Annotated in this window: 27 protein-coding genes; 12 read left to right on the top strand and 15 right to left on the bottom strand. The window is 68.7% G+C overall.

Annotated elements, in window-relative coordinates; genetic code table 11:
• Positions 1-4: 4 nt before the first annotated feature.
• On the top strand, positions 5-475 hold the full coding sequence (locus AB0J58_RS10345; protein WP_364212968.1) for a MarR family winged helix-turn-helix transcriptional regulator: 471 nt from the start codon (positions 5-7) through the stop codon (positions 473-475).
• A gap of 298 nt (positions 476-773) precedes the next feature.
• Here AB0J58_RS10345 and AB0J58_RS10340 read toward each other — a convergent pair whose 3' ends face one another.
• The 6 genes from AB0J58_RS10340 to AB0J58_RS10315 all read right to left on the bottom strand — a co-directional run bounded on the left by AB0J58_RS10340 (position 774) and on the right by AB0J58_RS10315 (position 5,630).
• Positions 774-2,123: a phytase gene (locus AB0J58_RS10340; protein ID WP_364212965.1), complete on the bottom strand. Its 1,350-nt coding sequence runs from the start codon at positions 2,121-2,123 to the stop codon at positions 774-776.
• A gap of 153 nt (positions 2,124-2,276) precedes the next feature.
• Positions 2,277-2,642, bottom strand: a complete 366-nt coding sequence (locus tag AB0J58_RS10335; RefSeq protein ID WP_355630729.1) for a GntR family transcriptional regulator — start codon at positions 2,640-2,642, stop codon at positions 2,277-2,279.
• Complete coding sequence (locus AB0J58_RS10330) at positions 2,642-3,652, bottom strand: hypothetical protein (protein ID WP_364212961.1); 1,011 nt, start codon at positions 3,650-3,652, stop codon at positions 2,642-2,644. Before AB0J58_RS10330 ends, AB0J58_RS10335 begins: the two co-directional genes overlap by 1 nt.
• A gap of 240 nt (positions 3,653-3,892) precedes the next feature.
• Complete coding sequence (locus AB0J58_RS10325; protein ID WP_364212958.1) at positions 3,893-4,660, bottom strand: hypothetical protein; 768 nt, start codon at positions 4,658-4,660, stop codon at positions 3,893-3,895.
• 228 nt (positions 4,661-4,888) lie between these two features.
• On the bottom strand, positions 4,889-5,314 hold the full coding sequence (locus tag AB0J58_RS10320; RefSeq protein WP_364212955.1) for an ATP-binding protein: 426 nt from the start codon (positions 5,312-5,314) through the stop codon (positions 4,889-4,891).
• A 121-nt stretch (positions 5,315-5,435) separates the two neighbouring features.
• Entirely contained in the window at positions 5,436-5,630 is a 195-nt protein-coding gene (locus tag AB0J58_RS10315; RefSeq protein ID WP_350927781.1) for a DUF5999 family protein, read from the bottom strand.
• 437 nt (positions 5,631-6,067) lie between these two features.
• Between AB0J58_RS10315 and AB0J58_RS10310 the strand changes: the two genes are divergently transcribed.
• A complete protein-coding gene (locus AB0J58_RS10310; RefSeq protein WP_364212952.1) occupies positions 6,068-6,211 on the top strand; it encodes a hypothetical protein in 144 nt (47 codons plus the stop codon).
• A 171-nt stretch (positions 6,212-6,382) separates the two neighbouring features.
• Here the strand turns inward: AB0J58_RS10310 and AB0J58_RS10305 are convergent, their stop codons facing one another.
• On the bottom strand, positions 6,383-7,186 hold the full coding sequence (locus tag AB0J58_RS10305; RefSeq protein WP_364212949.1) for a hypothetical protein: 804 nt from the start codon (positions 7,184-7,186) through the stop codon (positions 6,383-6,385).
• Positions 7,183-7,896 carry an ATP-binding cassette domain-containing protein gene (locus AB0J58_RS10300; protein ID WP_364212946.1) on the bottom strand — a complete coding sequence of 238 codons (714 nt, stop codon included), beginning with the start codon at positions 7,894-7,896 and terminating at the stop codon, positions 7,183-7,185. Before AB0J58_RS10300 ends, AB0J58_RS10305 begins: the two co-directional genes overlap by 4 nt.
• A 160-nt stretch (positions 7,897-8,056) precedes the next feature.
• Between AB0J58_RS10300 and AB0J58_RS10295 the strand changes: the two genes are divergently transcribed.
• Both AB0J58_RS10295 and AB0J58_RS10290 read left to right on the top strand, forming a co-directional pair.
• Entirely contained in the window at positions 8,057-9,190 is a 1,134-nt protein-coding gene (locus tag AB0J58_RS10295) for a histidine kinase (protein WP_364212943.1), read from the top strand.
• A gap of 4 nt (positions 9,191-9,194) precedes the next feature.
• The gene (locus tag AB0J58_RS10290; protein WP_364212940.1) at positions 9,195-9,842 is read left to right on the top strand and encodes a response regulator transcription factor; all 648 of its coding nucleotides are present in this window, start codon (positions 9,195-9,197) and stop codon (positions 9,840-9,842) included.
• Positions 9,843-9,871: 29 nt separating this feature from the next.
• Here AB0J58_RS10290 and AB0J58_RS10285 read toward each other — a convergent pair whose 3' ends face one another.
• The 4 genes from AB0J58_RS10285 to AB0J58_RS10270 form a co-directional block, all read right to left on the bottom strand.
• The gene (locus tag AB0J58_RS10285; protein WP_364212937.1) at positions 9,872-10,762 is read right to left on the bottom strand and encodes a MurR/RpiR family transcriptional regulator; all 891 of its coding nucleotides are present in this window, start codon (positions 10,760-10,762) and stop codon (positions 9,872-9,874) included.
• A gap of 159 nt (positions 10,763-10,921) precedes the next feature.
• A complete protein-coding gene (locus tag AB0J58_RS10280; RefSeq protein ID WP_364212933.1) occupies positions 10,922-12,325 on the bottom strand; it encodes a M14 family zinc carboxypeptidase in 1,404 nt (467 codons plus the stop codon).
• 490 nt (positions 12,326-12,815) lie between these two features.
• Positions 12,816-14,024 (bottom strand): ROK family transcriptional regulator, encoded by a 1,209-nt coding sequence (locus AB0J58_RS10275; RefSeq protein ID WP_364212930.1) that lies wholly within the window; start codon positions 14,022-14,024, stop codon positions 12,816-12,818.
• A 193-nt stretch (positions 14,025-14,217) separates the two neighbouring features.
• A complete protein-coding gene (locus AB0J58_RS10270) occupies positions 14,218-14,340 on the bottom strand; it encodes an RICIN domain-containing protein (RefSeq protein WP_364212927.1) in 123 nt (40 codons plus the stop codon).
• A gap of 86 nt (positions 14,341-14,426) precedes the next feature.
• Between AB0J58_RS10270 and AB0J58_RS10265 the strand changes: the two genes are divergently transcribed.
• Positions 14,427-15,527 carry a permease-like cell division protein FtsX gene (locus tag AB0J58_RS10265; RefSeq protein WP_364212924.1) on the top strand — a complete coding sequence of 367 codons (1,101 nt, stop codon included), beginning with the start codon at positions 14,427-14,429 and terminating at the stop codon, positions 15,525-15,527.
• Between the two features lie 233 nt (positions 15,528-15,760).
• Here the strand turns inward: AB0J58_RS10265 and AB0J58_RS10260 are convergent, their stop codons facing one another.
• The 3 genes from AB0J58_RS10260 to AB0J58_RS10250 form a co-directional block, all read right to left on the bottom strand.
• Positions 15,761-15,961, bottom strand: a complete 201-nt coding sequence (locus tag AB0J58_RS10260; protein WP_364212921.1) for a DUF397 domain-containing protein — start codon at positions 15,959-15,961, stop codon at positions 15,761-15,763.
• The gene (locus AB0J58_RS10255; RefSeq protein WP_364212918.1) at positions 15,948-16,790 is read right to left on the bottom strand and encodes a helix-turn-helix transcriptional regulator; all 843 of its coding nucleotides are present in this window, start codon (positions 16,788-16,790) and stop codon (positions 15,948-15,950) included. The genes AB0J58_RS10260 and AB0J58_RS10255 overlap by 14 nt, the downstream gene beginning before the upstream one ends.
• Before the next feature lie 140 nt (positions 16,791-16,930).
• Positions 16,931-17,332 carry a winged helix-turn-helix domain-containing protein gene (locus tag AB0J58_RS10250; RefSeq protein ID WP_364212915.1) on the bottom strand — a complete coding sequence of 134 codons (402 nt, stop codon included), beginning with the start codon at positions 17,330-17,332 and terminating at the stop codon, positions 16,931-16,933.
• A 734-nt stretch (positions 17,333-18,066) separates the two neighbouring features.
• On the opposite strand from AB0J58_RS10250, the gene AB0J58_RS10245 reads away from it, so the two are divergent.
• The 7 genes from AB0J58_RS10245 (at position 18,067) to AB0J58_RS10215 (ending at position 24,470) form a co-directional block, all read left to right on the top strand.
• Positions 18,067-18,306: a hypothetical protein gene (locus AB0J58_RS10245; RefSeq protein WP_364154245.1), complete on the top strand. Its 240-nt coding sequence runs from the start codon at positions 18,067-18,069 to the stop codon at positions 18,304-18,306.
• Entirely contained in the window at positions 18,303-18,620 is a 318-nt protein-coding gene (locus AB0J58_RS10240; RefSeq protein ID WP_364212912.1) for a hypothetical protein, read from the top strand. The genes AB0J58_RS10245 and AB0J58_RS10240 overlap by 4 nt, the downstream gene beginning before the upstream one ends.
• A 252-nt stretch (positions 18,621-18,872) precedes the next feature.
• Positions 18,873-21,020: an ATP-dependent RecD-like DNA helicase gene (locus AB0J58_RS10235; protein WP_364212909.1), complete on the top strand. Its 2,148-nt coding sequence runs from the start codon at positions 18,873-18,875 to the stop codon at positions 21,018-21,020.
• Between the two features lie 222 nt (positions 21,021-21,242).
• Positions 21,243-21,650: a TOBE domain-containing protein gene (locus tag AB0J58_RS10230; RefSeq protein WP_364212906.1), complete on the top strand. Its 408-nt coding sequence runs from the start codon at positions 21,243-21,245 to the stop codon at positions 21,648-21,650.
• Positions 21,651-21,741: 91 nt separating this feature from the next.
• Positions 21,742-22,485 carry a molybdate ABC transporter permease subunit gene (gene modB, locus AB0J58_RS10225; RefSeq protein WP_343972853.1) on the top strand — a complete coding sequence of 248 codons (744 nt, stop codon included), beginning with the start codon at positions 21,742-21,744 and terminating at the stop codon, positions 22,483-22,485.
• Entirely contained in the window at positions 22,482-23,513 is a 1,032-nt protein-coding gene (locus tag AB0J58_RS10220; RefSeq protein WP_364212903.1) for an ABC transporter ATP-binding protein, read from the top strand. Before modB ends, AB0J58_RS10220 begins: the two co-directional genes overlap by 4 nt.
• 90 nt (positions 23,514-23,603) lie before the next feature.
• On the top strand, positions 23,604-24,470 hold the full coding sequence (locus AB0J58_RS10215) for an NAD(P)-dependent oxidoreductase (protein ID WP_364212900.1): 867 nt from the start codon (positions 23,604-23,606) through the stop codon (positions 24,468-24,470).
• Positions 24,471-24,476: the final 6 nt, after the last annotated feature.

The raw sequence follows: 24,476 nt of genomic DNA, 5'->3' as shown, positions 1-24,476 counted from the left end.
CGGTATGAACGGCGATCGTGAGGTAGGCATCGACCTGCAGTCCTTCGCGGTGCGAATGCGCAGGATGAACGCCGAGTTCAACCGGGTCGCCCACGAGTTCGCCCACGAGCACGGCCTGCACATCACCGATGTCCAGGCACTCATCAAGATCTTCGACGCTCCGTCGCCGATCACTCCGGGGCGGCTGCGGGAGGAGTTGAACCTCACGTCGGGTGCCGTCACCGCGTGCCTCGACCGGCTGGAGCGGGCCGGGCACATTCGCCGGGTTCGCGATGTGTACGACAGGCGGGTGGTCCACCTGCACTACCTCGACGCGGCGAGGGAGTTCGCCGCGGCCTTCTTCGGCCCGCTCGGCCGTAGCACGGACAACGCCCTGCGGCGTTTCAGCCCGGAGGAGTTGCGCACCGTGGCAGCCTTTCTCGACGCTATGAACGGGGAACTCGGCGTGTTGCGAGCCGCGCCGGGCTCTTCCTGACCTTGTCTTCGAGTGCGCGGGCCGAACGGTTGCGTTCCTCTCGTTCGCCGCATACGGCGGCAGGGGGCACATCCACGGAGACGGTGTCGCCGGCGGGGACGCGGAGACGGCTCAGCGAGGGCTTCCAGGCCCACGCGGCGGCGGGCTTCGCCTGAGGTGCCGCTTCCGGGGCTACCGGGGATCGACCGAGCGGAAAAACGGAAACGCCTCGGAGGACCATGCCCCGAGGCGTTCCGATTGAGATCCTTGTCAGCCGAGAGCGTCCCTGATTCACGCGATCGGTCTGTGGCGGTCCGCCTCAGCGGAACCGCGGGTCGTTTCCGGCCTTCGTGGTCACCTTGAGCGACAGGGCGTCGGCGATCTCACCCCACGAGACGTAGGAGAAGTTCGTGGCGTCACGTTCGTCGTCGACGTCGGGCCCGGTCTCGGGCTCGTCGTGCGTGACCAGCAGGCCCCGGCGGTAGTCACCGACAGGACGGTTCGTCACGGCAAGCCCGTCAGAGCCGTTGACGTCGTCGGCCCCCTTGGCGCCCTTGACCCGGAAGCCGCCCACCGGAGCGTTCTTGCCCTGCCGGTCGTAGACCGCGAACGTGTCGTCTCCCTGGCTCGACACGATGACGTATCCGGTCGAGCCCGGGCCGTAGTAGACGTCGACGCCCTCGGCGTCAGCGGTCAGCCGGTTGCCGCCGAATCCCTTGGCCTTCGGGTCGATCGGCCGGCACTCTTCGGACTCCTCGTCGTAGGCGTCGTGGACGCCGAAGTCGGTGACCTTGTCGATGAGCGTCGGCTGCCCGCCCGAGCCGAGCGGCAGCCGCAGCCGCCACAGGCCGACATCCTCCTGCGCGGCATAGAGAACGCCCGACTTCTGGTCCACCGCGACACCCTCGAACTGCGGCAGTACGCCCGGCTCCTCGCACGGGGACCAGGTCGAACCGTCCGGCAGCTTGAAGGTGCTCGGCATCGTCAGCTTCCTGACGCTCGTGTAGCCGAGCCTGCCGTCGACCTCGACGATGCGCGCGGTCGCGAGGGTCGTGGCACCTTCCTGGGTGACGACGGCATACGTCTCACCGCGCTTCGGCTGCCAGACGGCGAGTCCGTACGCCGTGTGCTCCTCGTCGACGGCTTTACGGTCAGGGTTGAACAGGAACCGCTGATCAGCCGCGGTGACCTCGGTCAGCGGCGTACGCGCCGCGGCGCCGGCCGGGTCGATGACGAAGAACCGGAGCTGGTCGTTGTAGCGGTCCGAGACGACCGCGACGTCGACCACACGGCCGGCGAGCGTGATGTCGTAGGCGATGTCGACGTTGTTGTACCGGCCTGTGGCCGTGTCGGCCCGCGGGGCCTCGGTCGCGGCCAGCGACTGGAGTTCCCGGGATCTCATGTCGTAGACGCGCAGGCCCCCCTCCTTGGCGGTCACGATCACGATCGACCTGTGGGAGTCCTTCGGGTGGACCCAGATGGCGGGGTCGTCACCGGAGGCGTTGCCTCCCTCTTCGTCGTCATAAAGGGCGGGCGTCTCGTTGTCCGTCGTCACGACCGCGGGATCGCCCCGATGCCCAACGGCGGGAAAGGCCGCCGCGGGGGAGGCGGCGAGCAGGGCGGCGGCGACTGTGCCGACCGACAGCGCGGCTTTCAGGATGTGGGTCACGTGTTCGAGCGTGCCCGACGAAGATTGCCGTGGATCTGACCGGTGGATAGCCGCCGGTTGAACTCTGGGACTCGTCATGCGGGGAGGACATCGGAGGACATCGTCGGCTGCGACCGTGCCGCGGTGCGAGGCGTCGGGGCGGGAGGCTGCCGCTCAGGCTCGCATGGCGAGCAACGCCTTCCGGGCTGCGACGAGTGCTTCCTCCTCGGAGGCTCCGGTGTGCAGAGCGACCCTGGCGAACTCCTCGGCCGCCGCGGCGAGTCGGAGGCGGAACCGGTCGGCCGTGTCGGTGATGACAGCCGCTCGGCCACGACGTAGTTCCACCAGTCCCTCGTCGCGCAACTGCTGGTAGCCCCGTAGCACGGTGTGCAGGTTGATGCCGAGGGTGGTGGCCACGTTGCGCGCCGAAGGGAGCCGGTCTCCGGGGGCCGCCGTGCCATTGGCCAGCGCGGCGCGTACGGAGGCCGCCACCTGGTCGGCGAGCGACTGTGCCGATGAGGGGTCAACTGTGATCAGCACTACGTCGTCTCCACCTGTCGCTGTCTGCTCAACCATCCGTTGACCAGCGCGGCCGCCGTCTTCGCTTCGCGCGTGGAGTAGACGAACCGCCGGCCGTCACTCAACGACAGGACGAGCACCGGCCCCTTCCCGCCGACGACACCCCAGCCCGCATCGCTGTCGTCCAGCCTGTACCGCCCGGCGGGAGCTTCGCTCCTGGCCTCAGCGAATCGTATTCTCGGGTACGGTACCGTCCGGCGTAGGGCGGGTAGCCAGGGGACCCTCACCGTGACCCCCGAGCCGTCGATCTGCAGACGGGTACGCGCCTGTGCCATTTCAAAGACCGTCCACAGCGCCAGCACCGTCGTACCCTGCCACGCACCGGAGCCCTCGGACACGGTCCATGCGGTGACCGCGGCCAGCACCGTGGCGACCAGCAGTCTCCGCGCCGACCAGGCGGAGGTCACGAACATGGCACGCTGCCACGGGCCGAGCGTCATGGTGGGCGCATGCGGCGGCGGTACGGCGGTGGTCTCGGGCGACGGCGGCAGCGGACCCGCCGCAGCCCAGCCCAGGGCGAGCGCCCCCGCGGCGGCGGCGATCTCCACCGTCAGGAGCCAGGCGGGCCGGGCCACGGCACCCGGGGCGTCGAGCAGCATCAGCAGCCACAGCGCGCCGGACACCGGAGCGGCCACGCCGATGAGGAAGCTCCCGGCCACCAGGGCCCGCTGGACCTGAGGTAGGCGCCAGTGGCGCAGGAACGAGACGATGAGCAGCGCTTCGAACCACACCATCACCCCCCAGAGAGGTTGTGAGACCCAACCCTGCCAGGTGGGTTCGTGGCCGGTGTCGACGGCCCAGTTCTGGATGTGAACGCGGTCGGGAAGGCGCTCCCCGTACAGGGTGACCAGGGTCATGGGCACGATCAGCAGGAGTAGCGGGCCGGCGGCCGTCAGGATCAGACGGCGGACCCTGCCTGGCGCGGCGTGATCGGGGTGGTAGGGGGACGCGGAGGGGATGGGGATGCACATGGCTCAACCTCCAACTGTTTGCTTTTGAATATAACAGTGCAAACAGTTGCCGAACGGTGCCAGAATGCTTCCCTTTCGGGGCCGGCCGTGTGTGCGGGCTGCCGCCAGGGCACCCGGGCGTTGCGGTCGGCAGCGCTCGGCTACGACGTGGTCGGCCTGGATCACTCCCCTGCCGTGATTGCCGACTTCGGGCACGCGCGCGCCGCTCGGCCCGCCGACGTTCGGGAGAAGGCCGCCGTTTCAGCGCGACGTGAGCACCTCGGTCTGGAACCGCTGGACCAGCGCCCGCGCCTCCTCCTCTCGCCCGGGAGGCACCACGACGTCAGTGAGCGGCCACAGTTCGCCCTTCGCCCTCACGGTGAACCGCAAGTATGCGGGGGTCTCGTTGGTGGCGTCGACGAAATCCACCTCGCGCAGCCTGAAGCCGAACGCATGCAGTGCCGCATAGCCGCCCGGCCGACGGTAGACGCCGAGCGAGCTGATGTAGACCTCGCCCCGTGGGCGGCCGCGCGCCATCAGGGTGCCGTGACTCAGCAGGGCGGTTCCCACGGCCGCGAGGTACAGGAGCGCTACGAAGGCGATCGTTACACCGATGACGATGACCCCGTGCGCGCCTGCGGCGGCTCCGGCGGCCACCATCACCAGACCGACCGCCGCCGCGCACAACGGGACGGTGTACGGGTTCCGTTGTTCCCGTTCGCGGCGACCCTCGATATAGTTCGCGGCCTTCCAGTCGGCCTCGTCGTAGTGCCAGTGCGCCCAACTCTGGCCGGTCAGCATCCGGTTCATGTCCCGCAACTGCGTCTGCGGCTGTAGCGCCACCGCGAAGATGGACAAAGCCACCAGCAACGCCGCGGCCGGTATGCCGAGGGAGACAAGCCAGGCAGCGCCGGGGCCCTGGTCCCAGTCACGAAACCCAAACCGCATACCCACGACCATCATCACCGTGACGCCGAGGAGTCCCACAAGCGGGGCGCGAAGCTGCAGGATCGAGAACAGCCGGGTCATGCTGAGGACCATCGCCCGCCTGCTTCCGGACGTCGTCAAGATCTAGCTCCTCATCGTCGCTCGTATGCCCGGGCCCAGTGCCTGTCGCGTCAGGCGCGGAACCCAGGAGCGAGGTTAGGGTCCGATCCTGAAGGACGACTTGTCGATCACTGGGATGACCTCGCCCGCGCGAGTGACCGCTATCGGTCGGGCTCCCGGCCTCCGCCGAGGATCATCGCGGATGGCCGGTCAAGAAGCCTGGTACGCCGGATGGGCGGGCAACTCGAACCAGACGGCCTTTCCGGGCCTTCCCGTGCGCGTGCGGCCGGTGCCCCAGGAACGGGACAGCATGTCGACGAGGAGCAACCCGCGGCCGTTCTCGTCGTTGTCGGGTTCCTCGCGCACCTGGAGCAGGGCCGGACTCTCGTCCTCGACCTCGCAGCGCAGCGTGCCCTCCCGGAAGGAAAGGGTGATGACCGGTACCCCCTGTCCATGGAGCAGGGCATTGGTGACCAGCTCGCTGACGAGCAGTTCGGCGATGTCGCTCTCCCCGTCGTATCCCCAGTCGGTGAGCTGGGCGCGGACGAGATGCCGCGCCACGGGCGTCGACGAGATGTCGGGCGACAGCGTCCATGAGGCCCGCCGGGCGCGCGTCGCGCGGACGGCTCGGGCCACGGGCTCGCCGAGTCCACGAAGGAGCCGCCGTAGCCGGTGCCATCCCCCCGGGCAGCCGTTCCCCGGCAGGGCCGGGGAAGCCGACCGGCCAGGCGCCGCGGGACACCGGCGGCACGCGAGTTCAGGCCGCCTGCGCATAGGAATCCCGGTGAGCGGGGATGCTGCGCCCGTCGGGCAGAAGCTCGCCGCTGTCCTCGAACAGCACCACGCCGTTGCAGAGCAGCCCCCATCCCTGTTCCGGATGGAACGACACGAGGCGGGCCGCGTCGTGATCAGGGGCGTTCGCGGGCGGGCACGGAGGCTTGTGCTGACACATGACCGTTACCTCGATCCTTGACGATCACAGGGGTTTTCGAAGGACACCGGCTCCGGCTTGACGGTCATCGCCGGCGGTCCGGTCCAGTGAGCTGCTTTCGCCTTCTACGATGCCGCGCCCGCCGCCCGTTGTCTGCGCCGGCAGCATCCATTCGGGCCCGGTGCCAACGGCAGTCCCGGCATACCCGCTAACTGCAATGCGCCGTCCGGGGCCTGTCGCCATCCTGGATTCGTAACTTTGCGTTGTCCCGTCGTTGACGGACGGTTCGGATTCCCGCGCCGAGTCGCCAGGTAGATCGTTTGCCCAGGTCAGGGGCGTCTCTCGGAACATTCCGGTGATGAGAGGAGTTCTGCGTGCGGCCGGTCGCCGAGTTCGAGGTCTGACCCCGATGGACGAGCGGGCCGCCGGTGCCAGGTCGTCCGTGGAGTCGATGTTCCGTGAGGAACACGGCCGGCTACTCGTTCCCGGAGGCAGCGGCGGCCTACCGGGAGGCGCTCGACCTGGCCGGCACCGAACCCGAACGTGCCCACCTGCGGCGCAGGCTGAGCGCGGTCACGACGGCAGGTCCGGCCGACACCTGAGGGCTGGAGAACAAGGAGGGTCGGACATGGACCGTGACGAGATCCTCGCCTGGGTGAAGGCCGAACGGCTCGGCCTCATGGTGCACGAGCGTCCGGGCCCGCCGACCTCGGAAGCCGGTGGGCAGGCGAAGGAGGGCCGGGCCGGAGCCGGGCTGATCACCCAGCCCCGGGTCAGTTCACCTCCCTGTGGATCACGCGCACCGCGCCGGCCGTCATCGGGATGACGATCCAGAAGATCGTCGACACGGCCAGCCGGGCGGCGTCGTCGCCGGTCATGTCGCCGGCCGTCAGGGGAGTGACGGTGGTGTTCAGGTCGAACCACTCGGTCAGGACCTCGCCGACGGCACCGAGCCTGCCGACCACGGCCCACAGGATCGGGGTCGACAGGCAGATCACGATCGCGGCCGGCGCGTTCAGCAGCAGCATGCCCACGGCGAGCCCCATCGCGACCACGAGAACGTTCGTCCCGGTCCAGCCGAGCAGGGCGAGGGGCGCGACCCCCCAGCCGGCCGGGACGTTCTGAACACCGGCGATGACAGCCGTCGCCGGCACCGCGACCAGCATCGCGAACAGGGAGGCGGTCACGGCCGTGATCAACGGCGGCAGGCACTTGGCGGCCAGCACCCGCCGGCGCCGGGGTTCGAGCACGAAGGTGGTCAGGGCGGTGCGGTGGCTCCATTCGCCGGTCACCGTAAGGATGCCGAGCACGGGGAGCAAGGTCCCGAGTCCGATTCCGGCGGTTCCGATCAAGGTGTGCAGCTCCGGACCGGAGACGACGCCGCGACCGATGATGGACGCGATCACCAGGGTGGCCAGGCTCACGGTCATGATCTTGCTGCTGCGGGTGTCGAAGAGCTTGCGGGTCTCGACCGACAGCAGCCGGCGGAACGGGATCGGTGCCCGGGTCTTCGAGCCGACACTCCTGGCGTCGTCCGTCCTGGTGCCGTTCATCGAGTCTTTCCGGGAGGAGGTCATTCGGGGCTCCGGTCGGCGTTCGCGGTCAGTTCGAGGAAGGTCTGTTCGAGGCTCCGGCCCCGGCTGAGCTCGCCGACGGTGCCCTGGGCGAGGACGTGGCCGCGGCCGATCATCACGATGTGGTCGGCGACCTGCTCCACCTCGTGCAGCAGGTGCGAGCTGAGCAGCACTGAGCAACCCGAGCCGGAGAGGCCACGGAGCAACCCGCGCATCCACTGGATGCCCTGGGGGTCGAGACCGTTGGCGGGCTCGTCCAGGATGAGCACCCTGGGCCGGCCGAGGAGCGCGTGACCGATGCCGAGACGTTGCCTCATGCCGAGCGAGTAGCCGCCGGCAGTCCGCCGGCTCTCCCGGCCGGTCAGCCCGACCAGGTCGAGGACCTCGTCGACCCGCGACCTCGGCAGGCCGAGCGTCATCGCGCCCAGGGTCAGGATCTCCCGCCCGGTGCGGCCGGGATGCTGGGCGCCGGCGTCGAGCAGCGTGCCGACCTGGGAACCCGGGCAGTCCAGCTCGGTGTACGGCCGGCCCAGCACGGTGGCCGCGCCCGAGGTGGCGCGGGAGAGCCCGACCAGGATGCGCATGGCCGTCGACTTTCCGGCGCCGTTGGGCCCGAGGAAGCCGGTGATGCTTCCCGCTCCGACGGTGAAGGACACGTCGTCGAGTGCCTTGACACCTCTGTAGACCTTGCTGACGTGGCTGAATTCGATCACGGATCCAGTCCACCGGATGTGCGGCCACAGGCCATCGAACCCAGGTCGAAGGCGACCGGACGCGGGGCCAGATCCCTCTCCCCGGTTCTCGACCTGTGGCGATCTGGGTATCGACCCAGGTCGCTAAGGCATCGGCCCGCCGCTCCCTAAGCTGTGGGCTGTGGATGGCCGTACGGAGAATCAGCTGGGCATCGCGCTGCGCTACCTGTGCGCCGTGCTGCCGATGCTGTTCTACGGCGTCATCCTGGCCGTGGTCGTCTCCCAGGACCGTGACCGGCTCGCATGGGCACTGGCCGATGTGGGGCTCGGCGTGATCGGGCTGGTCCTGATCCGCTGGCGGCGTCGCCGGCCGTGGCAGACCGCGCTGGCGACTGCTCTGCTGACCGTTTTCTCCACCACGGCGACCGGCCCCGCCCAGGTCGCGTACGTGTCCCTGGGAACGCATCGTCGGTGGCGCCAGTTCATCCCGGTCATGGTCGTGTCCTGGCTGTGTTTGGTGGCACGTTCCAGCTGGAACGGCGTCAACCAGGCGACCGTCGTCTCCGTGGTGACCGGAACCGTCGTCCTCGGCGGGCTGGCCGTCTTCGGCCTGTACCTGCGCGGGCGCCGTGACCTGGCCGTCTCACAGCGAGAGGCGGCACTGGCCGCGGGGCGCGAGCAACTGCAGCGGATCGAGCAGGCCAAGCTGGCGGAACGGGCCAAGATCGCCCAGGAGATGCATGACGTCCTGGCGCACCGTATCTCCCTGCTGTCGATGCTCGCCGGCGGCCTGGCGTACCGGACCGACCTCACTGCCGAGGAGACCCGCGAGACCGCGTTGGCCATCCAGGAGAACGCGCACCAGTCGCTGAACGAGCTACGCGGCGTGCTCGGCACGCTCCGGTCCGACGGCGCCCTGGAGGCCCCGCAGCCGAATTTGGCCCACGTGGACGCCCTGTTCGACGAGGTGCGCGCCGCCGGCCAGCAGGTCGAGGTGGACGACACCATCGACGACCGGGAACTGCTGCCGACGCAGACCGGCCGGCACGCGTACCGGATCGTGCAGGAGGCCCTCACCAATGCGCGCAAGCACGCGCCGGGCAGCCGGGTGACGGCCGAGCTAGGCGGGCGGCCGGGTGACGGTCTGCGAATTCGGGTGAGCAACCCGGCGCCGGCCGGGACGTCCGCCGGCCCCGGCGGGAGGCTGGGGCTGATCGGCCTGGCCGAACGGACCCGGATGGCCGGTGGCACCATCAGCCATGCCGTCCAGAACGGACGCTTCGTCCTCGACGTTCGGCTGCCATGGGAGGCTTGACACTGTGATCCGACTGGTGATCGTGGATGACGACCCGATGGTACGGACCGGGCTGCGTCTCATTCTCGGTGGCGGGCCCGACCTGGAGCTCGTCGGCGAGGCCGGGGATGGCCTGCAGGCCATGGGCGTGATCCGTGACCTGCGGCCCGATGTCGTGCTGATGGACATCCGGATGCCCAACCAGGACGGGCTGACCACCACCGAGCTGCTGCTGGCCCGGCCGACCCCGCCCCGGATCCTCGTGCTCACCACCTTCGACGCCGACGACATGGTGCTCCGGGCCCTGCGGCTCGGCGCCGACGGCTTTCTGCTGAAGGACACGCCGCCACCGAAGATGATCGAGGCGGTCCGCGCCGTGGCGAAGGGGGAGCCGGTGCTGTCGCCGAGTGTCACACACCAGGTGATCGCGGCTGCCACCGGCAGGCACGAACCGCGGCGCGCGGAGGCGCGGCGGGAGCTGGCCAAGCTCACCGAACGCGAGCGCGAGGTCGCGATCGAGGTGGCCCGGGGCGGCTCGAACGCCGAGATCGCCGAACGTCTCTACATGAGCGTCGCGACGGTGAAGGCGAACATCACCCGGATCTTCGCCAAGCTGGGGGCCGACAACCGTGTCCAGGTCGCCATGAAGGTGCGCGACGCCGATCTCCTCTGAACGTGAACGAGCGGCCCCGTTAGGTGCCTTCAGTAGGGGAGGAAGATCTGGCGCTCCGTCGCGCTGTCGTCGAAGGACTCCAGCCGGGTCTGTCCTTCGGTGGCCAGGGTGTCCAGCATGGTGTGGAGCAGCGCGGTGCACAGAACCGTGGGACCGGCGTGGGAGTCGAAGGCGAAATCAGAGCTCACCGGCGCGAGCAGGACCTCGTCCGCGAGCTCGGTGAGCCGGCCCACCGGCTGGTCGGTGATGAGGGCGATCTTCAGCCCGACCCGACGCGCCCAGGTGAGCCCCTGTTCCAGCTCGCGCGGGTAGCGCGGCAGCCCGATGGCGAGCACCCATTCGGCTCCGGACTCCGCCGCCCGGCTCAGCCGGTCCTCCGCGATCGAGCCCGCGATGTCCAGTACCCGTACGTCTGGGAGCACCTTCTCCGCGAGATGGCCGAACAGGTGCGCCAGCGGTGCGGAGATCCGCAGTCCCATCACGAGGAGAGGACGCGACCTGGCCAGTCGACCCGCCACCTCGCGGAGCTGACTCAGGTCCCGGAGGTTGTCCCGCAGCCGCTCAAGGTCGCGGATCTCGGAGTTGACCAGTTCCTGGATCTCGTTGAGGTCCTCCGCGGGCGGCGCCGGCTGTACGCCGCCGAACACCGATGAGCGAAGCGCGTCCCGGAACTCAGGGAACCCCCTGAATCCGAGCGCGGCGGCGAAGCGGGTGACCGACGGCTGGCTGACGCCCACCCGCTCGGCGATGTCGGCACTGGTGAAGAAGACGGCCTCCTGCGCGTGTTCAAGCAGGTAGCGCGCGATCCGGCGCTGTGAGGGGGAGAGCCGGTGATCGTCGAAGAGCCCGCGCAGGTTCGCGGCGATCCGCGACGCGTCCGGCACGGCGAGCGGCTGGCCGGTCTCCCTGGCGTGCCCCATTCCTGAACTTCCCTTCCCCGTGGAGTGACGGACCCAGCGATGATTCTCACCGCCCGGCGGGCAAGGTGATCGGGTTTTGGCCGCATGACTTCAAGAGTGTGGGCGAAAGCGGTACCGGGCGGCCCCCCACAGGGGACCGCCCGGCTTATCGGGGCACGCTCAGTGCTTCGGGCCGTTGCCGTTGAAGCGGGTCTTGCACTCCTGCAGCCGCACATCGACCTGCTCGCCCCTGTCGACGGTGACCTTCACCGTCTCAAGGACCTCACCGTTCGGGCGGGCACAGGTGAGCGTCCAGCTCTCCTGGAGGAAGTTGCCCGGGCCGGTGGCGACGACACCGTTCTCGGTGTAGGCCGGGACCGGCCGCACCGACGGGTTGACGTGCCAGGTGAACTTGCCGTTGGTCGGGGCGATCAGGCTGGACTCCAGGTGGGTGGGGACCGCCTGGGGCGGGTCGAGGACGGTGCTGGACTGCCGGATCGGCGCGGTCCACAGATCGAAGTCCTTCGTGATCGTCAGCACCGCGCCCTTCGGCGCCTTGCCGGTGATCACGGAATGTCCCGCCGGGTCCGCCGCGTACTCCAGGGCCACCATGAACGCCTCACGGTTCGACTTGCCCTCGTAGCGACCGGTGCCGAGGTAGTCCTCGATCACCTCGGGGTAGGTGTTGTTGGTCGACTGGGTCTTCATGATCTCGTACGTGAACCCGAGGCCGCGGGTGGCGTAGTACGACCAATCCGGGGTCTCGCCGGTCGTCTCGTAGTCGAAGCCCGACTTCATGCCCGTGTAGCCGTTCTTGGCCGCCATCGCGTCGGTCAGGGCGGCGTAGACGGCCTCGTCCGGGGTGTCGCCCGCACGCTTCTCCAGCGGCGGACGGAGGAGGGTGTGACCGGAGGTGTGGTTCGTGATCAGGACGGTGACCTGGTTGGCCGTGGTCAGGTCCATGATGTTCCGCACCTCGGGCTCGGAGGCCGGTGCCGGGCCGCGGTTCGTCACGTTGGAGCCCGCGTTGCTGCCCCAGCCGAAGGGGTAGTTGCGGTTGAGGTCGACTCCGCCGCTGCTGGCGCACGTCGGCGAGATGCCGCAGCTGGTGCGCCGGTTGATGACGAACCCGTCCACGTTGACGACCGGGACGAAGATGACCCGCGCCTGGTCGAGCAGGCGCTTGATCTTCGGATCCTTTCCGGAGTTGTTCACCAGGTCGTAGGCGAATTCCAGGGTGTGCTCACCCGAGGGCCATTCGTTCCCGTGGTGTATTCCCATCATGAACAGAACGGGCTTGCCGTCGGAGGCGTTGACGTCGCGGGTCACCTCGATGCCGTGAACATCGCGGCCCTGGCGGGTCTTGTGCGGCAGCGTGATGTGCTTGACGAGGTCGGGGTGCTGATTGCTCAGCGCGAGCATCTCGTCGTTGTAGTCGGTGATCGTCCGGTAGGTGGTCCGGCCGCTGGGCAGCGTCGTTGACTGCGCTGCCAGCAACTGGGCGGTCGCTGCGATGTCGGTGGACTCGGCGAAGGTGGTGGTGGCCGCCGGAATGCTGAGACTTCCCAGAAGTCCGACGCTCAACGCGAGCGTCAAAAAGCGTTTCTTGGCGCTCCAGGCCATGGGGGACTGCGAGTCTCTTGAGGACATGCTGAAAAGAACCTTTCTAACCACGGACGAATTGGCATCAGAAACGCATGCTGCTTCCCGCTCTGTTCTTTCGGGAGCGCTCTTGGATAACCGGCCATCGACCGTTGATTGCAAACTTTCAGTTAGTCTTGGTCATGAATGTATGGTTGTCAACCAGTTGTGCCCACGGCATTTCCGCACATGTGTGGAATGTCGGGGGTGAGAGAGGTCCTCGAAGCACGGCCGGAGCGGGCGGGTGAGCCTCGACCCGGATCGGGTGGGGGTGTCTGCGGGTGCTCAGGTGCGGTGGTGGGTCGCCGACTGCCAAGTCAATCGGGACATGGGCCATATGGTGGTTAAGGGTCTGTTACAAAATGGGGCCGACCGGTTCCCCGGGAGGTCGCGGGCAGCGGCTCGATCGGTGACGGTCAGGGAGAACGCCTGGTCATGACGTCGTACGGGCGAGCACTTCCAGGGGGCTGGCCAGTATCTCGGAGAAGGCGAGTTCGGCCGCGCCGATCAGGGTGACGTCGTTCCCGAGAGCCGAGGTGCGGAGCTGTACCTTCTCCCGGGAGATCAGCAGCCCGTTGGCCGCCACCCGGCGATGGACCTGGGCCGCCGAGCCCCGGTAGATGTCACGCAGCATTCCGCCGAAGATCACCAATCCGGGGTTGAAGAGGTTGATCAGGTTCGCCACCCCGATGCCGAGCCAGTCGCCGATCCGGTCCAGCGCGTTCTGGGCCGCGAGGTCGCCGTGGTCGGCGGCGTCCACCACGGCCCGTATGCCGTCGTGGCCGACCAGCTCGGAGGCCCGGCCGGCGGCGTCGAGCAGGGCCTGCTCGCCGACCTCCGCCTCAAGGCAGCCCCGCGAGCCGCATCCGCAGGGCCGCCCGTTGTACGGGTTCACGATCATGTGTCCGAGCTCGCAGCCGTACCCGCCGTCGCCGTCCAGCAGCTTGCCGCCGACGATGATCCCGCCGCCCACGCCGACATCCCCGTGCAGGTAGACCAGGTTCGCGAAGCCGATGCCCACCCCGCGTTCGTGCTCGGCCAGCGCGCCCAGGTGGGCCTCGTTGCCCACCGAGACCGGCAGTCCGAGCCCCAGCCTGAGGCCGAGTTCGGCACCGAAGGCCTGATCCACCCAGCCCATGTTCGGCCCGAAACGCACCATCCCGTCGCCGGGCCGGATCATGCCGCAGTAGGCCGCGCCGACTCCGACGCAGACCGAGTCCGGAGCCGCCTCGCGGTGTATCCGGCGGGCCAGCCCGGCGAGCACCTCGACCACGTCGTCGAGGTCGGCCCCGGCGCGGGTCCGGACCGCCTCCCTGCGGTCCAGGATCTTTCCGCCCAGCCCGACCCTGGCGGCGACCAGCCGGTCCACGGCGACGTCGAACGCCAGCACGTACACCCGGTCGGACTCCGGCCGGACCACCAGCGACGGCCGGCCCGCCCGGCGGGTGTCGGTGGGAAGTTCCTCGCGGACCAGGCCCGCCGAGGTGAGCTCCGCGGTCAGTGCCATGATCGTGCTGCGGTTCAGGCCCATCCGGTCGGCCAGCACCGTGCGGGAGATCGGGCCGCCCAGGTGGACATGCCGGAGCAGGGTGCCCAGATTGTGCCGGCGGATCTCCTCCTGGGACGGACCGGCTTTCAGCATCGTGGGGATCCTGACGACTCGGGGCTGCCGCCGTTGTGCCTGACGACAATGGTGATTCTAGGTTCTTGGTGAACTCCGCGGAATCGTCAGACCGTCCAGGAATGCGGTGGCGGGGCACCGTACCGGCGAGCCGGCAACAAAAGGCCGCGGACCTGCCCCGTCGGCTGGACGGGGCAGGTCCGCGACACTCAGGTCAGGAGATCGTCCACTTCTGGTTCGCGCCGCCGGCGCAGTCCCACAGCTGGAGGCGGGTGCCGTCGGCGCTGGTGTTACCGGTGACGTCCACGCGCCTGCTCGTCGCTGAGCTTCCCCCCACGGGAGGAATGCCGCAGCTCTTGTGAAAACGACGACCGGATAACGACCGTCTGGCAGACCTGTCGCTCCTCGGGTCTGCGAGCCGACGTGCTGTCCTTCTACCGAGACATCGCGTTCAAGGATGGGGGGACGCCCTCTCCGGAAGATGACGGCGAAGGGGTGTACTGCTTCACCAAGTCCGTCGACGCAAAGGACGTTGAGCTCTCGGTGGGGTTCCTGGGCGCGGCGGGAGAGAAGCACGGCGATGACTACGACATGGATGTGAACTCTTCTACGGACGGTGGGGCTGGTGTTGACCTTTTAGAGTTTTGCATGGGTGTATTAGGATTTTCTGACATAGTTGCCCCTGTGTTCCGCGTACTTCTCGTTTTTGTAGCGATGACAGCTCTCCTGCTCGGCACCTCGGCTGCCGAGGCAGACCGGTTCCCGAAAATCCTCGCGGCCCCGGTCAGTCCTTGGCCGGAAGGTGGCCAGTTCTTCATTCATCTGTGCATCAAGGGCGGCATTTCGGACGCCTGCGGAGGCAAGGAAACGACTCCGGTACAGAGACGCGCGATCGAGCAGAGACTACGGCAGATGCCGCAGATTTTAGATCTCCACTATAAGAGTAAACAAGAGGCGCTGGCCAAGATGCTGGCGGACGCTCCCGGTCTGACGGGGGTCATAGAAGAAAACGATGTGCCAGAGGCATTCACCGGAAGACTACATCGGTGGAGTGACGCACCTGCCTTCGACTCGGCGATCAAGGCACTGCCCGGTATCCACATTGCCCGTGTCATACCCACCCCTTTCTGGGAGGGTAAGGCCGATATAGCCGTCATCCTGTGTGACAACAGCAGAAGACCGGGATATTGCGAGGAGCGAGCCAGGGCGACGGCCGGCGAGAGAAAGGCGATCGAGGATCTACTGAAGAGAATGAAGGGCGTCAAGCGCATCTATTTCGCGGATCAGGCGCATAACATGTGGATGTCCAAGAAGTTCGACACCCTGTTGTCGCGCGCGGTGAATCCTGATCCTCAGGGCAAGGACGACGATGCCAAGCCCAAGCCGTTGGATGAGTACTACGAGAGCTACTATGTCAAACTTGACGACCAGGCACTCGTCCCATCGATCGTGGACAAGGTGAACAGCCTGCCCGGAGTGGCAGGAGGGGGCAAGGTGTCTGTTTTTTACGGTTTAGGTCTTTGACCCGCCCGATCGAGAAGTCAGCTCGGGCAGCTTGGATACAAGTCACAGCGATCGTCTGGTGCGGTGACCACGAACCTTTTCCGGGCGTCCGGGACGGCCCTGGCCGAAGTCATCTCTGAGACGGTGTGCTGTCGAACCCGGCGAACGTACGTGGACACCGCACTAGGTGCTCGATGAGGGCTCGTGTTGCCGCACGACCGGATGGCGCCGATCATGTGGCGCTCGGTGTCCGGTCAGATCTCTCCGTTGCGGATGCCGGTCAGGAAGTTGCTCCAGGCGGCCGGGGTGAAGGTCAGCATGGGGCTGGAGGGGTTCTTGCTGTCGCGTACGGCGATGATGCCGGGAAGGTTGGTCGCCACCTCGACGCAATCATTGTTGGGTCCACTGAGGGTGGACTTGCGGAATGTGGCGCTGGACAGGTCAGGGGAGATCATGTTTGCTCCTCGTCGCGGCGATGAACGCCGCGGACTCTTCGGGGGACAGGCACGCGTCGGTAAGACGCTTGAATGTCAGCACAAGTCGCCGGATCTGCTCGCTGTCCTCAACGTATACCTCGCCCGCTGGGCATTCGGCATAGCCCAGATCTGGATCGTCGTCGCCGAAGGACAGCACCGAGAAGGCTCCCTCCGTGCCGCCATGAACGCCGGCCTTCAATGGGAGGAGCTGGATGGTGATGTTCGGCTGGTCCATAGCGTGCAGGATTTCGCCAAGCTGATGGGCCATGACGTTGGCTGAGCCCACCGGGTAGTGGAGGACACCTTCGCCGATGAGGACGTGCAACATCGGGGCATGGGTGCCGAGCAAGGTGGTCTTGCGCTGCATGCGGGCATCGACGCGGCGCGTCAGTTCGATGTCAGGCCGATCCGGGTGACCTGCTCTGATGATCTCTCGGGCGTAGTTCTCGGTCTGGAGCAGGCCGGGGATTACCAGTGGTGCCCAGTGGCAGATCGTCTTGGCTGCTGCTTCGAACTCGACGTACGACCCGGTGAACACATCGGAGTAAGCCGTCCACCAGCCGCGTCGGGCGACTTCGCGGGTGAGTTGCACCATGGCTTCGGTGGTTGCCGCTTCCGCGCAGTACAGGTGGCAGATCGCTGTCACATCGGCAGGTGTTGGTGCGCCTTTTCCTGTTTCGAACCGATTTAGCTTGCTCCGCGACCAGCCGAGCTGTTCGGCGGCGGCTTCTGTCGTCATTCCTGTGGTCGCGCGCAATATGCGTAGCTCGCGTGACAGGCGGCGCAGCCGAACGGTGGAGTGCTTCATGCGGATAGTTTTCCGCATTGATCTTCCCGGCGCATGGACTTATCGGTCATTTATTAAATGTGATTGTCTTCGTGGGATTCCCGCGCCATCATAGGAGGCCCAGAGGGCGCAACCCTGAAAGGGGGGTTGCACGTGGCACGTCATGAGATCTCGATCTCTGTCTCATATGCTGCCAGGACATGCGTCTCTCCGTCGTCTACGACCAGGACAGGCACTCCCTCTGCCAGTCGCAGACGTTTCCGCTCGGCCAGAGTCGGGAGGCGCACCCGGATTCGCGCCGGACCCTCGACGGGGACCACGGTCGGCTCTGTCTGCTCACGGATGTAGGAACCCTCGCGGCTCACTGTCCGGATGAGGCCTTCACTTCGGAGCACCGCGAGAGCATCACGCAGCGCGTCAACTCCCACGCCGTACTCATGTGCCAGATCAGGCTCCGACCGAAGCCTCTGGCCAGGGGGCAGGGCACCGCTGGTGATCCGCTGGCGTAGATCGCCGGCGACCTGACGGTACAGGGGTTCATAGGAATCAGGGTCGATGGGCATCACACCATGCCACTAGGCCTGCACCCCAGTTCGCCTGCTGGCCAACAGGCAAGTAGGCCAGCAAAGTTATCAACAGAAATCGGGCCCGCCATCGGTATTGCCCACCGACAACGGGCCCTTGAGCAGGAAGTGAGTCCTGATCCGTGAACAACCCTAGTGCTCCGGTTCTCGACCGGGCCACGGCGAGTGGCTGCGGCTGCTTTCTGGACGCGCCGCCGATGCCGATGGGGTGTGCCGCCTGCGGACACGCCCCCTACGCGCACGGCTGCCCCGGCCAGCCCGCCGATCACGAGTACGCACAGCCCTCCGAAGGTCTGATGGCTACGCGCTTGGAGGCCCGCCGTACCGGGGACCGCTCCCTGCCCTGCTTCGAGTCGCCCGCTTCAGTGGCCCCGGCCAAGGTGGTTCCGCCGGTACCCGTCCAGCGTTGTTCCGAGCAGGCCACGGTTGTCGTGCCCGCCGTATCGGCGCCGTCGCTCAGACAGGAGCCCTGCCGCCTTCGCCCTGCGCGCGTCCACCTCAGAGCGTCCCGGTTCGGCACCGTACGTCGCCTTGCGCCCCGTCCCCGGCGACCGGCCGTCTGTGTCCTGCACCGTGTAGCGATCACCCCGTCTCCGTACCGGCCACCTGGCCCGTACGGCACACCCCTCCACGCCTTTCCCCACCACATGAAGCGGGCCCGTCCTCCGCTACCAACGAACAGACGGGCCCTTGATCGGATGGAGATCCAATCAATGGACGATGGTAGGTCCGCCACCCCGGAATCCACCACCATTCCCGGCTGGCGGCTGATCCTCAGCGATGCCGGACGGCTGTGGGCCAGTCGGGAGAAGCCCTTCTCCCCGGCCGCGTTCCACGCCGGAGCCGAGCGCACGGTCGACGCCGACAGTCTGGAGGCGCTGCGGGCCGAGACCGACCGGCAGGAGGCCATCGCCCAGCAGGCGCAGGAGCAGGCCAGGCAGGTGATCTCGTGATCCGGCGACGACCCGTTCGCCCTCGCGGACGCCACCGCGACGGCCACGCCGCCGTCCCGGTCCCGCACTACACCTGGGACCACGAGGCCCGTGCCGAGGCCGCCATGCTGGAGATCACCTGGCCCGGCTGGGCCGTCCTGTACGACACCGGCAGCCGCCTCTTCCACGCCATCGCCACCTGGACGACCCCCGAGCCGGTGCTCCTGTGTGACCGGACGATCGAAGGGTTGAAGGCGCAGATGCGGGAGGTGGAGACGGCCCTGCCGCACCGCTGGGCGCTGACCTCCACCTCGGCCGGCATCGGCCACTTCTGAGCGGGCACGGTAGCCCTGGTCCGGGGCCACCGTGCCGTCGAAGACGTACCGCACGGGGGTGAGGAAGCACCCCGTGCGGGTACGTGACGCGGCATGCCCGCGTTTTTCAGGCAGGAGCCCTCAGAGCGGCAAAGCACAGTGCCCCTGACCCGCCCCGCCGAGCGCGCGATGTCCGGGGCATGACGCCTTGCGGGGATACCGGGTCACCTAGTCTGATGCGCTAAGGGCGAAGAGGAGGGTTGGCTCTCTGTCGTGGAGGCGTCTGTCGAGCAGTTGGTGTACGTCCGGGAGGACGAGTACACGATCGCGCGGATGAGCGCCGAGGGCATGCCCGGCTTCGTCGCCTCCGGCCGGGCGCTGGGCGGGGTCCAGCCGGGGGAGACGCTCCGGCTCATCGGCGGCTGGGGCGAGCATCCGCGTCACGGCAGGCGTTTCGAGGTCACGGCCTGCGAGCGGCTGGTCCCGGCCACGGTCAGGGCCATCCGGATCTATCTGGGCTCCGGTCTGATCCGGGGTATCGGGCCGCGACTCGCCCACGCCATCGTCAGCCACTTCGGCGAGACGACGCTGACCGTGATCGACACCGAGCCCGAACGGCTCACCGAGGTCGTCAACATCGGCCCCGCGCGGCAGGCCCAGATCGCCGACGCGTGGCATGAGCAGAAGGCGATCGCCGAGCTGATGGTGACCCTGCAGGGGTTCGGGATCAGCCCGCTGCTCGCGGCCAGGATCTACCAGGTGTTCGGCGCCGAGTCGGGCGACGTCCTCACCTGTGACCCGTACCGGCTCATCGGCAAGGTCAGGGGCATCGCGTTCGCCACGGCCGACAGGATCGCCCTGCGCTCCGGGGTCTCCGAGAGCAGCCCGCAGCGGATCAAGGCGGCGATCCTGGACAGGCTGGAGACGGCGGCCGGCCGCGACGGGCACTGCTACGTACGGCTGGTCGCGCTGGTCACCCAGTCCGCCGAACTGGTCGAGCAGGACCACGACCTCGTCCGCCGGGCGGTCGACGCCCTCGTCGCCGACCGCAGGGTGGTCGTCGAGGTGTCGCCCGACGACCGGGGGCAGGCCGTGGTGTACCTGAAGGAGACGCACAGCCGCGAACTCACCCTGACCGCCCAGCTGACCAGGCTCATCCAGGCCACTTCGACGCTGCCCATGCGCGCCTTCCAGGAGGATCCCGGGCTGGACGAGGATCAGCGGGCGGCGGTGAACATGGCGCTGACCAGCACCGTGTCCATCATCACCGGCGGTCCGGGCTGCGGGAAGAGCCATACCGTCAGGACCATCGCGGCGACCGCGAAGGCGATGGGCGGCTCGGTGACCCTTACCGCGCCGACCGGCAAGGCGGCCAAGCGCCTGTCGGAGCTCACCGGCATGCCCGCGATGACCGTGCACCGGATGCTGGCCCACCAGCCGGACCCCGACAGCGGCGCGCTGTTCGAGCAGACGCCCGCGCAGGCCGACCTGATCGTGGTCGACGAGGCCTCCATGCTGGACCTGCACCTGGCCACCCGGCTCACCGCGGTCATCCCGGTGGGCAGCCACCTGCTGATCGTGGGCGACAGTGATCAGCTACCCAGCATCGCCCCCGGCAGCGTGCTGGCCGACCTGCTGCGCGTCGAGGAGATCGCGCGGATCCGACTGACCCGTGTCTTCCGCCAGGCCGAGGGGAGCGGGATCATCAGGGCCGCTCACCGGATCCGGGCCGGAGAGGTGCCTCCGACCCCCGGTGGCGGGGGCTTCTGGTTCGAGGAGGTCGACGATCCCGAGCAGGTCGCCGAGCGGGTGATGCACCTGGCGACGGTGGCGATCCCGCGCAAGCAGGGGGTGAGTCCGGACCAGGTCCAGGTGCTGTGCCCGATGCGCAGGGGCCTGACCGGGACCGCCGAGATCGGCCGGATGATCCAGGAGCGGCTCAACCCGGCTCGCGAGGGGGTCGCGGAGCACTGGTCGGGCGCCTCGGTCTTCCGGGTCGGCGACCGGGTCATGCCGATCCGCAACAACTACGACAAGGGTGTCTTCAACGGGGACACCGGCACGGTCACCGCCATCACCCCCGAGGAGCGGCTCGTCGAGATCCGCACCGACGACGGGCAGATCGTGAAGTACGGCTTCGGCGAGCTCGACGAGCTGACCCACACGTACGCCATCAGCGTCCACCGCTCCCAGGGCAGCGAATATCCCTTCGTGGTCGCGCCGCTGGTCACCGAGTCCGGCGGTGTCATGCTCCGCCGCAAGCTGCTCTACACCCTGATCACCCGGGCGCGGTCCTGGGTGGTGGTCGTCGGTGAGCGCAAGGCTCTGGAAACGGCCGTCCAGCGGCTCGGCCACCGCCGCAACACCGGGCTCGCCCGCCGGCTCGCGCTGAGCCTCGGAACCGTTCTGACCGGTGACTGACGAGGGCCTCCGAAACGGCCCACCCGCTCCCGCCGAGCGTTTCGGCCCCTCGGAAGCATGCCGGGGAGTCGCCGAACACGACGACGGGTGAGCGGGAGGGCTCGACCGGCTTCCGTGGAGGGCGAGGATGAGGTGCTAGATCATGGGCGCCCGCCCCGGGGCGGGCGCCTGCCATGAGATATGGGGATAAAGGCCCGCATATGCAAAGGTATGGTGATTGGCGTGACGACGTTTCGGATCAGTGAGGCCGCCGCGCTGCTGGGGGTGAGCCCCGACACCGTCCGCCGCTGGGTGGACGCCGGGCGGCTCGCGGCCCGGCGGGACGAGCACGGTCACCGGATGGTGGCGGGCGCGGATCTGGCGGCGTTCGCGCGTGCCCAGATCGAGTCGGAGAACGGCTCCGGGCTCTCCTCGGCGCGGAACCGTTTCCGCGGGATCGTGACCGAGGTGATCAAGGACGCGGTGATGGCCCAGGTGGAGATCGCCGCGGGTCCCTACCGGGTGGTGTCGCTGATGAGCCGCCAGGCCGCCGACGAGCTGGGCCTGGAGGTGGGGGTGATGGCGGTCGCCGTGATCAAGTCCACCAACGTCGTGGTGGAGATCCCCGACCACGCCCGTACGGCGAGCTGACAGCCAGGTGAGCGGCAGGGCACGTGGCGTGACGGGTGCCTCTTCCGGTGGGGTGGCGGGGCGCCTGCCCTGGGTGCTGGTGCTGCCCGCGATGGCCGGCATGGTCTTCCTGACACTGCCTCTGGCCGGGCTGCTGGTACGCGCCCCCTGGTCCACGCTGGTCGAGAGGCTGGGCGAGCCCCACGTGCTGGAGGCGCTGCGCCTGTCGCTGGTGACCGCGACCCTGGCCACGCTGGTATGCCTGCTGCTCGGCGTGCCGCTGGCCTGGCTGCTGGCCCGTGTCGACTTTCCCGGCCGTCGCCTGGTGCGGGCGCTGATCACGGTTCCCCTCGTGCTGCCCCCGGTGGTCGGCGGCGTCGCCCTGCTGCTCGTGCTGGGGCGGCGCGGCCTGATCGGCCAGTGGCTGGACGCCACCTTCGGCGTCACCCTGCCGTTCACCACGGCGGGAGTCGTCGTCGCCGAGGCGTTCGTCGCCATGCCGTTCCTGGTCATCAGCGTCGAGGGCGCACTGCGCGCGGCCGACCTGCGCTTCGAGGAGGCCGCCGCGACGCTGGGAGCGTCCCGCTGGATCATCTTCCGCCGGGTCACCCTGCCCCTGATCGCCCCCGGAATCGTCGCCGGAGCCGTGCTGTGCTGGGCCCGCGCGCTCGGTGAGTTCGGCGCCACCATCACCTTCGCCGGCAACTTCCCCGGCCGGACCCAGACCATGCCGCTGGCCGTCTATCTGGCCCTGGAGACCGAACCCGAGGCCGCGATCGTGCTCAGCCTCGTCCTGCTCGCCGTCTCGGTGATCATCCTGGCCGGTCTGCGCGAGCGGTGGGTGAGTGCCCCGTGACCCTGAGCGCGCATCTGGTCGTCACCAGGCCACACTTCCACCTGGACATCGAGCTGGAGGTCGCCGCGGGACAGGTCGTCGCCCTGCTCGGCCCCAACGGCGCGGGCAAGACCACGGCGCTGCGCGCGCTGGCCGGGCTCACCGCCCTGTCCGGCGGGCGGATCAGCCTGGACGGCGAGGCGCTGCACACCATGGCGGCCGAACGACGCCCGATCGGCGTGGTCTTCCAGGACTACCTGCTCTTCCCGCACCTGTCCGCGCTGGACAACGTCGCCTTCGGGCCCCGCTGCCGTGGCGCCTCCAGGACGGAGGCGCGGCGCGGTGCCGCGGCCTGGCTGGAGCGCGTCGGACTGGCCGGGCACGCCACGATGAGACCCCGGCAGCTCTCCGGCGGTCAGGCCCAGCGCGTCGCACTGGCCCGCGCCCTGGCCGTGCAGCCTCGCCTGCTGCTGATGGACGAGCCGCTGGCGGCCCTGGACGCCCACACCCGCCTGGAGATCCGCTCCCAGCTCCGCCGCCACCTGGCCGACTTCGGCGGCGCGACGGTCCTGGTCACCCACGATCCGCTGGACGCCATGGTGCTCGCCGACCGCCTGGTCGTCATCGAGAACGGCGCCGTCGTGCAGCACGGCACCCCCGCCGAGGTCGCCCGGCGCCCACGCACCGACTACGTCGCCCGCCTGGTCGGCCTCAACCTCTACCGGGGCACCGCCGCCGGACAGCAGGTCTCCGTCGGAGAGGTGCTCTTCAGCGTCGCCGAGCATCTGGAGGGCCCCGCGTTCGTCGCCTTCCCGCCCAGCGCGGTCGCGCTGTACCGGACCCGCCCCGACGGCAGCCCGCGCAACCTCTGGCAGGCCACGATCGAGGGCATCGAACGGCACGGCGACAGCGTCCGCATCCACCTGGCCGGGCCGATCGCCGCCGCGGCCGACATCACCCCCGCCGCCGTCGCCGACCTCGACCTCACCCCCGGGCAGCGGATCTGGGCGTCGGTCAAGGCCACCGAGACCCACGTCTACCCGTTCTGAGGCCACCGCCGGTGGAGTGGCCGGCGGTCCGCGTGGCGGCACGGCCGCCGGAACCCCGGTGAGCATAATGACGTGGAGGGGGGATGACCTATGCGCGTTGCCGTGCTCGGGATGGGCATGATGGGGCGGGCGCTGGCCCGGCGGCTGCTGGGGCTCGGTTTCCAGGTCACGGTGTGGAACCGCACGCCGGGCAGAGCGGACGAGCCGGTCAGCCTCGGCGCCGTCGAGGCGGCCTCGCTCGGCCAGGCGGCGCGGGCGGCCGAGGCGGTGCTGCTGTCACTCGCCGACGGCCGGGCGGTCCGCGAGGTGATGGCCCAGCTCGTCCAGGCCGGTCCGATCGAGTCGACCAGGCCGGTCGTGGCCGACCTGAGCACCGTCGCCCCGGCCACGGCCCGCGAGATACGAGACCTGGTGCCGGGAGGCCGATTCGTGGCGGCCCCCGTGCTCGGCGGTCCCTCGGCCGTCGCCGAAGGGAAGGCCACGGTCCTGGTGGGCGGCGAGCGCGACCTCGTCGACGCGCTGAAGCCGGTGTGGACGGAGGCCTTCGCCTCCTACTCCTACTGCGGCGCCGACCCCGGCGCCGCGCTCGCCTTCAAGCTGCTGAACAACTACCTGCTCATGTCCGGGATCGCGGTGCTCGCCGAGGTGACGGCCACGAGCCAGGCAGCCGGCCTCGACAACATGCTGCTGCACGACTTCCTCTTCCAGTGGCCCACCGTCGCGCCCGCCCTGCACAACCGGATCGACGACGTCCTGGCCGGCGACCACCGGGGGTGGTTCACGACGAGGCTCGCCGCCAAGGACGTGCGGCTCGCCGCCGAACTGGCCGAGTCGAGCGGCCTTGAGCTGCCCATCGCCCGGCTGGTCGAGCGGCGTTACGAGGAGGCGGCCGAGCGCGGCTGGGAGGGCGCCGACATCGGCGCGATCGTCGAGCTGCTGCGCGGCGGATCACACTAGGGGTGT

The sequence above is a fragment of the Streptosporangium sp. NPDC049644 genome, from assembly GCF_040675205.1.
In the GTDB taxonomy this organism is placed as follows: Bacteria; Actinomycetota; Actinomycetes; order Streptosporangiales; family Streptosporangiaceae; genus Streptosporangium; species Streptosporangium fukuiense.
This window is presented reverse-complemented; position numbering and strand designations above follow the sequence as displayed.

Coding starts and splice junctions, on each gene's coding strand:
- AB0J58_RS10325 (WP_364212958.1), bottom strand. CDS start 4,660: ATGACCCGGCTGTTCTCGATCCTGCAGCTTCGCGCCCCGCTTGTGGGA.
- AB0J58_RS10345 (WP_364212968.1), top strand. CDS start 5: ATGAACGGCGATCGTGAGGTAGGCATCGACCTGCAGTCCTTCGCGGTG.
- AB0J58_RS10330 (WP_364212961.1), bottom strand. CDS start 3,652: ATGTGCATCCCCATCCCCTCCGCGTCCCCCTACCACCCCGATCACGCC.
- AB0J58_RS10245 (WP_364154245.1), top strand. CDS start 18,067: ATGGACGATGGTAGGTCCGCCACCCCGGAATCCACCACCATTCCCGGC.
- AB0J58_RS10260 (WP_364212921.1), bottom strand. CDS start 15,961: ATGATCTCCCCTGACCTGTCCAGCGCCACATTCCGCAAGTCCACCCTC.
- AB0J58_RS10315 (WP_350927781.1), bottom strand. CDS start 5,630: ATGTGTCAGCACAAGCCTCCGTGCCCGCCCGCGAACGCCCCTGATCAC.
- AB0J58_RS10275 (WP_364212930.1), bottom strand. CDS start 14,024: ATGCTGAAAGCCGGTCCGTCCCAGGAGGAGATCCGCCGGCACAATCTG.
- AB0J58_RS10255 (WP_364212918.1), bottom strand. CDS start 16,790: ATGAAGCACTCCACCGTTCGGCTGCGCCGCCTGTCACGCGAGCTACGC.
- AB0J58_RS10285 (WP_364212937.1), bottom strand. CDS start 10,762: ATGGGGCACGCCAGGGAGACCGGCCAGCCGCTCGCCGTGCCGGACGCG.
- AB0J58_RS10215 (WP_364212900.1), top strand. CDS start 23,604: ATGCGCGTTGCCGTGCTCGGGATGGGCATGATGGGGCGGGCGCTGGCC.
- AB0J58_RS10250 (WP_364212915.1), bottom strand. CDS start 17,332: ATGCCCATCGACCCTGATTCCTATGAACCCCTGTACCGTCAGGTCGCC.
- modB (WP_343972853.1), top strand. CDS start 21,742: ATGGCCGGCATGGTCTTCCTGACACTGCCTCTGGCCGGGCTGCTGGTA.
- AB0J58_RS10305 (WP_364212949.1), bottom strand. CDS start 7,186: ATGACCTCCTCCCGGAAAGACTCGATGAACGGCACCAGGACGGACGAC.